The sequence below is a fragment of the Corynebacterium sp. HMSC074C11 genome, from assembly GCF_001809455.1.
GTDB lineage: Bacteria > Actinomycetota > Actinomycetes > Mycobacteriales > Mycobacteriaceae > Corynebacterium > Corynebacterium amycolatum.
In genome coordinates this window covers 137904-150499 of the sequence record NZ_KV797736.1, presented here as the reverse complement: position 1 = coordinate 150499, position 12596 = coordinate 137904, and the positions used below count along the sequence as shown (strand labels likewise).

Genomic DNA, 12596 nt, shown 5'->3' with positions numbered 1-12596 from the left:
TCAAGATTAACAACAGGTTAACTAAGTTATTGATTTATCCCTAATACTCCTGATTATTTTTCACAGAGAGACTCAGACGCTATGACTACCGCATCCGTTCTTAGTAAATCATTTGCCATTGTCCGCGAGGACCTTCACCGGCTCTACGATGCAGCCTGCGATGCTGCGACTATCGATTCCATCCTCGACGATGTCATTGCAGAGCTGTCCAGCTCTGCGAAGGTGACTAACTTCCTCCCCGTCCTCGCCGAACGCGAGGCCACCGAGCGCATCAAGGCCGCGAGCGGATGCAAGGACTTCGCCCCGCGCCAGGAAATTCTCTTTGCCGACAGCCGCGGCTCCGGCCGCAGCCAGATTGCCACTGCTCTGGCTTACCACCTGGCCGGTGACGAAGTCTTTATCCGCACCATCGGCCTGACTCCAGAGGATGGCCTGAATCCGCGCGTCGTCGAAGCTCTTCATGATCGCGGGGTGGACACCTCGCGCCTCACTCAAAAGACGATTACTCCCCGTGTTTCCCACCGCGCCGATGTCGTAGTGCTCATGGGCATCGAGGAGACGCCGGCAGTCCCAGGCGACCGCTACGTGGAATGGGATGTCGCGGATCCGGACAATCTCGCAGACGACGAGCTCCAGTCGCTTATCGACGATATCGAAACCCGCCTGCGGTCTCTCTTCACCGAGATGGACGTCGCCGTCGCGTAAACAGGCACGGCTGATCACACACCGGGGGTTGCATTTATTAACCAAAAAAGAGTGGCTGCGCTAGGACTAGCGCAGCCACTCTTTTTCTAACGTCTCTTTTTATGTAGTTACTTCTTCTTGCGGTCCCGAACCGTCAAGCGCGTCACTGCGTTCTTTGCCGGGCGGGCAACACGCACGGCTGCCTCCGGCGTATGACGCTTCACGGCATCTCCCAGACGACGCAGCGTAGCGCGGGTGTTCTGGTACTCCGCCACGCGGTGCTTTCCGATGATTCGGTCGAGCACCGCACCAATGAGGCCAACTGCCAGCAGAGCTGCTGCAAAGGCAAAGACAGCCGGGTACGGACGGAGCGCAGCCGCAGCTACGGCTCCCAGAACGAACGAGCCGATACCTGTGCCCGAGTCAAAGGACATGTTCCAGAAGGCACTGGCCTCAGCAGTACGGTCACGCGGCAGGCGGGCAAACATCAGCAGCAGAGCCTCATTTTGCACAATGCCGAAGCCCGCGCCGTAGAAAATGGCAGCGACCAACAGCAGCCAGGCCGACAGATCAAAGAGAACCACGCCGGACATCATCAGCAGGCCAATAAAACCACTGATCAATGCCGGAATCAGCAGAATTCCAGCCTCAGACTTACGGTCGGCGTAGATTCCTGCGAAGTAACGGAACACCATCTGCGCGCCACCGAGAACCGATAGAGCCAGACCAGCGACAATTGCACCAGAAACAGCATCAACCTCACGAGCTGCCGGTGCAAGGAAAGCGGAAATACCACCGAAGCCCATAGCAATCGTGCAGATTGCAAGCGCGGGAATGGCCACCAGCTTCCAAGTGGCAACGTGCTCAACTGGGCTCGGCTGCGTTGCTGCAGAGCCAGGAACGGGGTCACCGACATCCTCGTTGCCGCCCTTGCCCTCCTTCGGCGCTGGCTTAATCTTCGGAATGAATAGGGCCATCACCGAGCCAACGAGCGAAATGACGGCACCCAGAATATAAACCGGAGTGTAGGAGCCAGTCTTATCCGCAATGATGAGACCAAGTGGCAGGAAAATAAGCTCGGACAGACCAACGGCCACACCAAGTACACCAGAGGCCTTACCCAGGAATTTCAGGGGCACAAGCTCTGCGATCAATGCGGACTCGGCGACAGTCAACGCGCCGAAGCCCATACCACGCAAAACCGCAATCATGAGAACCAATGCAGCGTCAGTGCCGAAGATGTGCAGAATCGTCGGCAAGCCCAAGAACAGACCTGAAATCAGCATGGTCATGCCGTAGCCAAGACGGCGACACACTCGTGGCGTCTGAGTCTGCGTCAGAACTGTGGCAGCCATGAAGACACCGGTGTAGGCACCGGCGAGCGAGGTTCCACCGCCATCGTCAAGAATTGCCTGCGGAATAACAGGCATGAGGAGAGACCAGCCACCGAAGGCGGCCATCACGGCGACTAGCGTAGGTACTAGTCCGGGCGCTTTCCACATGCTGTCCAGTTCGTCTAACTGCCTGCGGTCCATCACCCGGGACGCCATTTACTCCATCACTCCTAACAACCACAAAATCGCGCCGGCGAGAGCGATCACAGATAAAAGCCCGAGAACAATCGTTCCAACCCTTGATCCGGACTTATAGAGTGACCATGTTCCGCCCACCAGCAGACCAGCGACAATGAACAAAAAATAAGTGCTTAGCGTCGATGCGGTAGACACCTGCGCTAGAAGCACGTCTACAGACGTTGTTACCATTAGTCCCTCCAAAACTCCAGCTAAGGAAAAGAATTGGCCTGCCCTTAATAACTACCACGGCTGCCATTATGAGCTCGTTGTCGGTGCTATTTCGACTCGCAATGAACACGCATTAAACCGCCCCACTATTGCCCGTTACCTTGAAGTCATCCCCGATAATGGGAACAGTCGCTGGGCCGGGTACGGCTTAATCGCCCTGTAGTTTCAATAAACCGGGATACCGCCCGGCACCAGAACATTCGATGACAGCTAATAGGGACGCAGCCGGAATCTCCAGGCTTCAATGTAGACGTGGGTGTGCGCCACGAATGTCATGACACCAGCGACTGGCAAATCCACCACGTTTTCCTAGGAGCCATCCATGTCGCAGGATATTCCCATCGACATTCTCCTGGGGCCTAGACGTAGGCAAGTCTCAACACCACGCCTGCGCCTTAGACAAGGACGGCATAAAGGTTTTCGACAAGACTCTTCCCCAACTCGAATCAGAGTTAGCAGCACTCTTCGAAGACTTTCAGACTCACGGCACAGTCTTAGTTGTTGTTGACTAACCCAACACCATCGGAGCGCTCCCCATTGCAGTTGCCCATCAACACGGTTGCCAGGTCGGCTACTTACCAGGCTTGGCCATGAGAAAAGCTGCAAATCTCTACCCTGGACAGGCGACAACCGACAGTCGCGACGCCTTCATCATCAGCCGACACTGCATGAACAATGCCGCACACCCTACGGGCGGTTGACCGAAACAGTGAAGTACTCGCAGCCCTTAGGATGCTGTCCGGCTTTGACGATGACATTTCTCGTGACTGCACCAGAACCGTCAACCGCTTACGCAGTCTACTCACCCAAATCTACCCCAGTCTGAAGCGTGTTTTCGCTGGCAGCACGCGTACCCACACCCCGACACTGGACTTACTCATCCATTACACAGGTCCGACAGGACTGAAAAAGACTGGTTGTACCCGGGTTCTGGCGTGGTTATCCAAGAGAAGCCGGCACAACCCGGACGTGCTGGTGGACAGCATTTTCGTGGCACTAGCGGCACGAACTGTTACTGTTCCCGGAACCGAGGCAGCCGAACTTGTTATCCCGCAGCTGGCAGCCAACATTAAAGCACTAAAGACCCAACGCGAAACTATCGTCGGCCAGGTCGACGGCGTGCTGGAGGATATCCCTGCCTCCGAGGTCTTGGATCGAATACGCCGGGAATCGGCATCAAGACCGCAGCACGAGAATCCTGCTTTCCATCGGTGATGGATCCGACTTCGCATCCTCTGGCCACCTGGCCGCCTTTGCAGGAATTGCTCCTGTGACACGAAGATCAGGCTCATCAATACGAGGCGAGTTCCCATCCAGAACAGGAAACAAGCGACTGAAAAATGCGCTGTTCTACTGAAGCGTTTACTGCCATTCGAAGCCACGAAACATCCCGAACCTACTACGGGCGCAAAAGAGCAGAAGGCAAACGCCACAATGCGCCCCACTCATGTGCCCAACCAGACGCAGATGCAACGTCATCTACGCCATGCTCAAAAACAAGGAATTCTACCGAGAGACACTTACCAAACAATCAGTAGCAGTTTAAGCCGAGCAGCAATCAGATCCACCAACACCAGTTGATGGGCCCAATAATCGTGCATACCCCCCAAAAGAGTTTCACCTAAGAATTCCGATTTAGGCTTGACAAAAACATAGGCTCCCCCCACACACAAAACTGCACCTCCAAAATTGGGAACTATTTGAAAAGTCAGCACTAGCGCTTCCCCTCGGGGCTAAAGTCTGCGGATATGAGCCCGATGGACAATAAGCCCGAGTACCAGGATCTCCAGTACCAGGACATTGCCTTTGACAGCTACGTCCGGCGCCGCCAGGAATCACTTCAAACTGAGATTCCCCGATCTCAAGACCACTTTGAAATCGAGCCGGCCCACCAAAAGCTCATTAAAACGTCATCGCACTTTTTCTTGTCCACTGTTACCGGCGCTGGCTGGCCCTATGTCCAACACCGCGGTGGACCCGAGGGATTTGTCCATGTACTGAACCCCATGAAGCTGGGTTGGCTCGAATTTCATGGCAATAATCAGTTCGTCAATACCGGAAATGTTGACCGCGATAGTCGAGTCTGTATGTTTTTCATCGACTACGCTACGCGCAAGCGGCTCAAGCTCTTCGGCACAGCACAAGTGATTGAAAAAGCCGACGACCCAAAGCTGATGGATACGCTACGGCAGGTCAACGGCCGAGAAATCCGCAGCCCATATGAGCGCGCGATGGTAGTCGATGTCATTTCGGCTGATAGTAACTGTTCCAAATACATCAAACCTCGCTACACAAAGGAGCAGGTTGATGAGCGCATTGACCTCTACCGCCAGGACATCAAGGATTTGAAGCAGCAGGTAGAGGAATTAAATGCGCAGGTGGAACAGCTACAGGCGCAACTCGGGCGCGCGTAGCCTGCGAAAGCTATAGGGTGCCCTTAGTCGACGGCACACCGTGGACGCGCGGGTCGTCCTCGACGGCAGCACGCAGGGCACGGGCCACAGCCTTGTACTCAGCCTCGGTGATGTGGTGCGGATCGCGCCCGTAGAGACAGCGAACATGCAGCGCAATGCGAGCATTTAGGGCGAAGGACTCAAAGAAGTGCTCATTGATAACCGTTGCGTAGTGGCCACCAATAACGGCAGTCAACATCTGCTCTGGCTCGCCAGTACCAACAAAATACGGACGACCCGACACGTCAACCACTGCGTGCGTCAGAGTTTCATCCATTGGAATGAAGCTGTCACCAAAGCGGCGAATACCGGACTTATCCCCCAGTGCCTGGGCAAACGCCTGCCCCATAACGATGCCGGTGTCCTCCACCGTGTGGTGCGCATCGACCTCGGTGTCACCGTTGGCATGCACAGTCAGGTCGAAGCTGCCGTGGGAGCCGAAAGCGGTCAACATGTGGTCAAAGAACGGCAGACCTGTCGAAATATCGGTCTTGCCGGTGCCATCGAGATTCACCGAGCAGACGATGCTCGATTCACGGGTGGCGCGCTCGATCCGGCCAACGCGCTCAGTGCGCTCTGCCTCCAGATGGTCCTTATCACTGAAGTGCATAAGTCAAATCTCTCCTTGTAGTGGGATGTACCGGCAGCATTTCGCTTAAGCCAGCGCGGTCGCTGCCAATTTCTTGGCCGCCGCCAGCAGCGCATCATTTTCGCTGGGCAGACCAATAGTGGCACGGAGACGACCGGGCACGCCAACGTCGCGAATGAGTACGCCCTCGTTCAAGAAGCTCTGCCATGCCGACGAGGCGTCGGCGAAACGCCCGAAGAAGACGAAGTTCGAGTACGAGTCAATCACGTCGTAGCCATAGCTGTTCAGGGCGGCTACGACGCGGTCACGCTCGTCGGCAAGCTTTGCGACGGTCGACAGCGTCGCATCCGAGTGGCGAAGTGCAACTGTGGCTGCGGCCTGCGTCAACGTCGACAGGTGGTATGGCAGACGTACGAGCATCACAGCATCAATAAATGCCGGGTTAGCAACGAAGTAGCCGAGGCGGCCTCCTGCGAAGTCGAAAGCCTTGCTCATCGTGCGGGAGACAACCAGCTTCGACGGGAACTCAGCCAGCAGCGTTGTCGCCGACGGCTCCTCAGTGAACTCGGCGTAGGCCTCATCGACAATGACGATGCCCGGCGCGGCTTCAATAATGCGGCGCAAGTCAGCGAGCGTAGTCAGGTTGCCAGTCGGGTTGTTCGGCGTCGTGATGAAGATGACGTCAGGACGGTGCTCGGCAATTGCCGCGAGCGCACTATCCATGTCGATGTCGAAGGTCTCCGGGTCGCGGTCGATGCCGATAAACTCCGTCTGCGTGCCGGACGAGAGGATTGGGTGCATCGAGTAACTGGGCACAAACCCCATTGCGCTGCGCCCTGGCCCGCCGAATGCCTGCAGCAGCTGCTGGAGAATCTCGTTGGAGCCGTTGGCAGCCCATACCTGGTCAACGGTGATGTCCACGCCGGTCTGGCGGGTGACATAGTCGGCGAGTGCGCTGCGCAGTGCTACTGCGTCACGGTCCGGGTAGCGGTTGAGGTCAGAGGCGACCTTCTCCACTTGCGCCACTAGGTCGGCGATGAGGTCATCGGATGGCGGGTACGGGTTTTCGTTGGTGTTCAGGCGAACATCGACGTCGAGCTGCGGAGCACCGTAGGCTTCCTCGCCGCGCAGTTCGTCGCGCAGTGGCAGATCTGCCAGCGCCAACTTGGCTACCGACGGCTGTGACTGGTTCTCAGGCTGGTTGCTCATTAGTTGTCGTTCCCCTTTTCTGCGCCATTGCTCTCAGAGCCGAGAAGCGTCTCAAAGCGGGCGCGGATGGCCTCGCCGTGCGCTGGCAGTCGTTCTTCGTTCGCCAGGACTACTACGCTGTCGGCAACTTCCTTCAACGCGGCCTCGTTGTAGTCAATCATGTGGACCGACTTGAGGAAGGTGTGCGTTGACAGACCAGAGGCGTGGCGGGCGGTACCGGAGGTCGGCAACACGTGGTTGGAGCCGGCCGAGTAATCGCCCAGCGGCACCGGCGAGAAGCGACCGATGAAGATTGCGCCAGCGTTGGTAATGCGTTCGGCAACGGCCTGCGCGTTTTCGGTGTGGATCTCCAGGTGCTCAGCGGCGTAGGCGTCTGCAACCTGGATGCCGATATTCATGTCGTCGACAAGCACGATGCCAGACTGCTTGCCGGTGAGCGCCTCACGAACGCGGTCGGCGTTCATGGTGACCTCGTAGCGGTTTTCGACCTCGCGGTCGACAGCGGCGGCGAAATCGGCGTCGTCGGTAATAAGTACGCTGGCGGCCATGATGTCGTGCTCTGCCTGGGAAATCAGGTCGTAGGCGACGGAGACAGGATCAGCGGCGTTATCTGCAAGAATGGCGATTTCGGTCGGGCCAGCTTCGGCGTCGATACCGACGACCGAGCGGCACAGACGTTTAGCGGCGGTAACGAAGATGTTGCCCGGACCGGTGACCATGTCGACCGGCTCGAGGCTCTCATTTTCATCGCCGTATGCGAGCAGTGCGACGGCCTGTGCACCACCGACGGCCCACACCTCGGTCACACCAAGCAGCTTGCAGGCAGCCAGGATGGTCGGGTGCGGCCAGCCGTCGTTGTCGGCCTGTGGCGGAGAGGCGACGACGAGGGACTTCACACCAGCTTCCTGAGCTGGGATGACGTTCATCAATACAGACGACGGGTAGACGGCGTTGCCCCCGGGGACGTAAAGACCGACGCGCGAAACCGGAATCCACTTCTCGCGGACAATGCCGCCGGGAAGAATTTCAACAGTCTTGTCATTCGGCTTCTGAGCAGCGTGGAACGCGCGCACGCGCCCGATGGACTCCTGCAGAGCAGAGCGGACGTCGTCTTCCAGCGCGGCTTCCGCGGCATCGATAACCTCCGCTGGAACGCGCATGGATGCCGGACGAATCCGGTCGAACTTCTCGGAGTACTCCATGGCCGCTTCCACACCACGGGCTGCCACGTCATCGACAACGGGCTTGACCGTGGGAATCATGGAATCAACGTCTGCCGCACCGCGCGGCAACACTCGACGCAGAGTGGCGGTGGTGGGAGTCTGACCGCGAAGATCAATAGTGGACAACATAATTAATTAGTAACCGCCTATTCGCACGATGGATTCATACGTGAGCACTTCAGAGTGACAAAGAAATGACAACAAAGTATTAAAAATCTGGGTCAAAGCCAAAGACTTTATCCACGGTTTTCGCTACTATTCGCCCTTAAAGGCACCCTTGAGTATGAACTAAGCATATATTTCTCACGTTAGGTTCATACCGATTGCCCCATTTAACCCCTCATACTGTGGCGCAAGTTAGCTCCGCCACAGTGACCCATTACAGTGTTAAGGAAAGTAGTAACCAGTCGTAGAAAGGTCAGCTGTTGAACCAGGTAGGAAACAGCCCGGATTTGCCGGAGCTCGTCGCAGCCTACGCAGACGCGACCGCAGCCGACAATTCCCTGGCCACGCGCCAACTGGAATCAGTTTTCGCGCATCATTTCTACAACCCACAACTCTTTTCTGCCCCGGAAGCCCACGGCGTTATCGAACACGTCGGCGCGTTTTACCGCATTGTCCGCGAGGTCACCGAATCGCTCGGCATGATGACAGCTGCGCACGATGCCGCCCTGAACTGGATGGTATGGGCATCCGATAACGACAACGTGCCGGAGTACTGGCGCGCCCGGGCACGGCTGGCGGCAGACGAAGCCCGCCGCTACACCACCTTTATCGCCGATGGTCAAACCTCTGCTGCCGCAGAGACCGAAATCCCCCTCATCGCACGCATGAGCAGGGAAATCACCTCGTACCGGGCACTCGTGCTTGCCGACGATTTGGATGCCCCAACCGGCAGCCACAGCGCGGTGACCACGGATGCGGATGGGCTGCGGCCGCAGGAATCGTCGGCAAGCGAAGAAGCGGATGAGCCGTTTAGCCCCCGCCAGTGGAAGAAGCGGGCGGCACTGACTGACGCGCTGATTCGGATTGCGAGCGCCTTGCGAAAGGTCAACCGCGAGGACTTGGCACGGGAGCTGCACGAGATGATTCGGGCACTGCCGAATGAGGATAAGTTTGAGTCGATTGCGCTGGCGAAGACTCTGACGGAGGCATCACTGCTGCACCGAGCCGGGAAGGTCGTCGACGCAGCGCGACTTTGCGCCTCACAGCTCAATGCAATCGGTAACCGCTCCGTAATCGCGGGCCTTGAGCTGAGGCAGAATTTGGCACGGTACTCGATAGAGACCGGTAATAGCGATACCGCGTTCCGAATGCTGTCGAACAACGTGGCAGTCGCGGACCAGCACAGACTGGACACTGACTATATTCTCGCGGTTCGTGAGATGGCAGACATCAACTTCGAGGTGGCACACAACAAGCCCGATGCCGAGGAGATGCTGAAGCTGACTCAGCGCGCCCAGGACGTGTCGGCAGACTACCCCGACTGTGAAATCACCATGGAAATCGCGCTGCTGAAGGCAACGGCACTGTACGAGCTCGGAGATTTCCGCCACGCCGGCCAGGAAGCGGAGTCGGTTGCAAAGTGGTCTGAGCCTACCCAGGATTCCGCGCGTACTGATTTTTCCTGTGCTATTGCGGCGGAATCGGCAGTCCAAGAGGGAAATACTGAACATGCGGCAGTGCTCTTCGACGCGCTGGCCGATATTCGTGCCGGATACTCGTCACCGATTTCACCTGCGGAAACTCTGATGGATGCCGCACTATCGCTCAGTAACGTGGGCGCCACAAGCGAGCTGACCGACCACCTGATGGAACGCTCGCGTGGCTACGTGGTTGGGTCCTGGGAATCGGCCAAGTGGCACGAGTCGCAGGCGCTGCTGTGCTGGTCGGTATGGGACAACGACGGCGTGTACAAGTACGCCGACGAAGCTGCCGAGCTTTTCTTAGAAGCCCACGCCCCTGCCGATGCCGCCCGCACGCTGACTATCGCAGTGCGTGCTGCTGCTAGTGACAACAATGAGGAACGCGCCCGCCGGTTCGCGACTCGCATCGGCGACCTAGTCGGCCCGGATCACCCGGTGCGCGATGAAGTTCGTGGACTAATGCGTAGCTTTTCAACCCCGGATTAACAGCGCATCCGGCTGTACAGGTCTGAAAAGCAAAGCAGTTTTGCATCTTCCCGATGCCACGGGCGAAGATAGTCCAATGGTCTGGTGGGAAGAAGAAAACTCTGAGTCTGAAATTCAAGTTGGCGATTGGGAAGCCGGCATCGCTGCCGACCACGTGTCAGTGAATTCGGAAAACGCATCAGCGACGGAGAACTCGTCCGACCCCTTGGACTTTCCTCCCCTGCCCAATCCGCTAAAGGCATTGCCGGACTCCCTCCCGGAGCTGCTGGTTATTTCCCGCAAGGCCGGCGCCACGCTCGACCACGTCACCAGTTGGCGCGCGGTCACCAAGTTCGCCCACACGCACTGGTTGGCCGACGCACCTACAAACTCCCCCGATGTCATTGGCGAATTCCACGCACTCAGGCATGCAGTTGCCGACCAACTCGAATTAGTAGAAGAAGCCACTGCTGCACGCGCCGAGTGGCTGCGTTGGGCAACTGAGGCCAACATTCGCCCCGCGATCTTGCACGCACGCTCCTACGGAGCATTCGCCGAGGCTGAGGCCTTCATCGACGCCAACCCCGGTGATGCCATCACCGGCCGTCGCCCCGAGGACTCCGAAATCCCTGAGCTGATCAGTCTTACTAAGGACATCGTCGCCACCACTCCACAGCCCGGCGAGGCCTATTACTACCTGGTCAGCGCGGCTGTTGCCGGCGCCGCAGCATCGCTGGCGCGCCGGGCGGAAATCGCCGGTCAGCTCTCTGAATGGTCCGCACGCTGGGCACCAAAGCGAAGCAGTTTCGACGATCGGAAGCTGTTGGAGGCGCAGCTCGCGCACAGCCGTGGTGAACTGCGCAGGGCCGCCCGCATCGCTGCCAGCGTCGCAGCGGCTCCTCAGTCGGAACCCGTCACCACGACGATTGAAGCGCGCCAATTTCTGGCTTTTCTCTCTCTGGAAGCTGGTGAGGAAGCGGAGGCAATCCGCCAGCTACGCCCAATCGTGCAGGCTGGTCTCGATGCAGGACTCACGGTCGCGGTGCTTCGCAGCGTGCGTCTGCTCTGTGCGCTTCTCAACGCCCACGGCGATTTCGCGGAATCCGCCGAATTTGCCCGCCGCGCGCTCGCCAGCGCCGAGGGCATGCCGGTCAACCCCATCACCATGGATATCCAGCTCGTTTTGGCCCGCAGTCTCCTCGATGCCGACGAGGTTGACGAGGCGCTGCGCTTTGCCGAACCAGTTGCGCACTGGTCAGCATTTACCGCCGATGAAGAACGCACCGACGCGGCGTTTTCTATTGCCTCCACAGCCGCGGGGCTCGGCAATAATCCCCGCCGGGCGGCAAAGCTGCTCATCGAGCACGGCGAGCACCTTGAACGCAACGGCGATACCAAGGGCGCTGCCAAGGCCTACCGTCAGGCTGCGCGTTCTATCATTCATGTCATTGACCTGGTCATTTCCGAAGAGGGCTCCGAATTCACCGCCGAGATCGTCTCTGAGGACGCTTCCGCCGCCATTGACCACACGCTCAGCGAGGCTGAGGACCTTCTGCTGCGTTCTCAGAAGCTCATCTCCGACGACTGGTCACTCGCCGACTGGCACGACGATGCCGCCTACGTCTTCTACTCCGCTGGCCGCGACACTTTGGCCATCAACCATGTGGAAGCCGCCGCGAAGGGCTACCTGCAGTCCGGCGATGGCGAGGAAGCCGCCCGCGCGCTGCTGGCGGGGGTTCGCTACCGTCTCGACGCGGGTGATTCCGACGGTGCCGCCGCCTATGCTCGGCGCGTCGAAGAGCTTCTGCCCCGCGACGTGTGGGAAGGCCATCCTGTTCTCGATGCCCTTGACGTCATCATTATTCAGTCGCTTGACGACGAATACTAGCGCCCCGCCCACTTCGGTGCTGGCGGTGGCACAAAGTAGAGTGTTAGGTCATGACTACTTCTGGTGATTCCGCGACTTCTAGCCCGCAGCAGCTTTTCGACGCCGCCACGGCATTGGCTGAGGAAAACAACCTCTGGGAAGCAGCCCTAACTCTGATGCAGGGGTTCGAGGAGCTCGGCGACAAGGCTGATGCCCCGCAAACCGACAGTCTGGGGCGCCCCATCCGTGGCTCTGCACCAAAGCTGATGGACAAGGCCGCGGATTGGTTGGATCTGCTGGATAACCTGGAGAAAGACGGCTTCGAGCCGACCGCGGACACCCCACCGCGCCACTTGCGCTGGGCGATGTGGCACACCTTGAACGGCCAGGCAGAGATTCGTCGAGGACATCAGGGGCGCGCCATTGATCACCTGGAGTTGGCGGCGGGACTTTTCCAGTCCGACAAGCTCAATATCCAGGCCGTGCCTCTGCTTGCACAAATTGCACAGTGCCACCTGCATTTGGGCGATGCCGGTGCTGCGGAGAAGGCGCTTTACCGCGCACAGAAAACCTGTGATGAGCAATCGCGGGAGCGCTGGGGGTCAGCACTAAGCGAGATTGGGGCAGAGATCGCCCGTCGCCTGTAGGCGAAGCTACG

The 12596-nt window shown here is 58.3% G+C and carries 9 protein-coding genes and 1 pseudogene; 6 read left to right on the top strand and 4 right to left on the bottom strand.

What is annotated here, in order from left to right; translation table 11 throughout:
- Positions 1–81 precede the first annotated feature (81 nt).
- Positions 82–705, top strand: a complete 624-nt coding sequence (locus HMPREF2614_RS07065; protein ID WP_038625718.1) for an arsenate-mycothiol transferase ArsC — start codon at positions 82–84, stop codon at positions 703–705.
- Between the two features lie 107 nt (positions 706–812).
- On the opposite strand, the gene HMPREF2614_RS07060 is transcribed toward HMPREF2614_RS07065, so the two are convergent.
- A complete protein-coding gene (locus HMPREF2614_RS07060) occupies positions 813–2234 on the bottom strand; it encodes an MFS transporter (protein WP_070432103.1) in 1422 nt (473 codons plus the stop codon).
- A 584-nt stretch (positions 2235–2818) separates the two neighbouring features.
- On the opposite strand from HMPREF2614_RS07060, the pseudogene HMPREF2614_RS10915 reads away from it, so the two are divergent.
- A pseudogene (locus HMPREF2614_RS10915) lies at positions 2819–4032 on the top strand (IS110 family transposase).
- A gap of 202 nt (positions 4033–4234) precedes the next feature.
- Positions 4235–4900, top strand: a complete 666-nt coding sequence (locus tag HMPREF2614_RS07045) for a pyridoxamine 5'-phosphate oxidase family protein (protein ID WP_224786579.1) — start codon at positions 4235–4237, stop codon at positions 4898–4900.
- Between the two features lie 10 nt (positions 4901–4910).
- On the opposite strand, the gene hisB is transcribed toward HMPREF2614_RS07045, so the two are convergent.
- Genes hisB through hisD form a run of 3 tightly spaced genes read right to left on the bottom strand, consistent with a single transcriptional unit; the run spans position 4911 to position 8089 of the window.
- The gene (gene hisB, locus HMPREF2614_RS07040; protein ID WP_052155531.1) at positions 4911–5549 is read right to left on the bottom strand and encodes an imidazoleglycerol-phosphate dehydratase HisB; all 639 of its coding nucleotides are present in this window, start codon (positions 5547–5549) and stop codon (positions 4911–4913) included.
- Between the two features lie 45 nt (positions 5550–5594).
- The gene (locus tag HMPREF2614_RS07035) at positions 5595–6737 is read right to left on the bottom strand and encodes a histidinol-phosphate transaminase (RefSeq protein WP_038625721.1); all 1143 of its coding nucleotides are present in this window, start codon (positions 6735–6737) and stop codon (positions 5595–5597) included.
- Positions 6737–8089 carry a histidinol dehydrogenase gene (gene hisD / locus HMPREF2614_RS07030; protein ID WP_038625723.1) on the bottom strand — a complete coding sequence of 451 codons (1353 nt, stop codon included), beginning with the start codon at positions 8087–8089 and terminating at the stop codon, positions 6737–6739. The genes HMPREF2614_RS07035 and hisD overlap by 1 nt, the downstream gene beginning before the upstream one ends.
- 296 nt (positions 8090–8385) lie before the next feature.
- Between hisD and HMPREF2614_RS07025 the strand changes: the two genes are divergently transcribed.
- From HMPREF2614_RS07025 to HMPREF2614_RS07015, 3 genes are read left to right on the top strand one after another with little or no spacing between them, the layout of a single operon-like run.
- Entirely contained in the window at positions 8386–10092 is a 1707-nt protein-coding gene (locus HMPREF2614_RS07025) for a hypothetical protein (RefSeq protein WP_038625724.1), read from the top strand.
- 40 nt (positions 10093–10132) lie between these two features.
- Complete coding sequence (locus HMPREF2614_RS07020; RefSeq protein ID WP_224786580.1) at positions 10133–11959, top strand: hypothetical protein; 1827 nt, start codon at positions 10133–10135, stop codon at positions 11957–11959.
- 50 nt (positions 11960–12009) lie between these two features.
- Positions 12010–12585 (top strand): hypothetical protein, encoded by a 576-nt coding sequence (locus tag HMPREF2614_RS07015; RefSeq protein WP_038625726.1) that lies wholly within the window; start codon positions 12010–12012, stop codon positions 12583–12585.
- Positions 12586–12596 lie beyond the last annotated feature (11 nt).

Bases quoted from the DNA above. Each gene is read 5' to 3' on its own strand.
- HMPREF2614_RS07065 (WP_038625718.1), top strand. From the start codon at position 82: ATGACTACCGCATCCGTTCTTAGTAAATCATTTGCCATTGTCCGCGAG.
- HMPREF2614_RS07060 (WP_070432103.1), bottom strand. From the start codon at position 2,234: ATGGCGTCCCGGGTGATGGACCGCAGGCAGTTAGACGAACTGGACAGC.
- HMPREF2614_RS07045 (WP_224786579.1), top strand. From the start codon at position 4,235: ATGAGCCCGATGGACAATAAGCCCGAGTACCAGGATCTCCAGTACCAG.
- hisB (WP_052155531.1), bottom strand. From the start codon at position 5,549: ATGCACTTCAGTGATAAGGACCATCTGGAGGCAGAGCGCACTGAGCGC.
- HMPREF2614_RS07035 (WP_038625721.1), bottom strand. From the start codon at position 6,737: ATGAGCAACCAGCCTGAGAACCAGTCACAGCCGTCGGTAGCCAAGTTG.
- hisD (WP_038625723.1), bottom strand. From the start codon at position 8,089: ATGTTGTCCACTATTGATCTTCGCGGTCAGACTCCCACCACCGCCACT.
- HMPREF2614_RS07015 (WP_038625726.1), top strand. From the start codon at position 12,010: ATGACTACTTCTGGTGATTCCGCGACTTCTAGCCCGCAGCAGCTTTTC.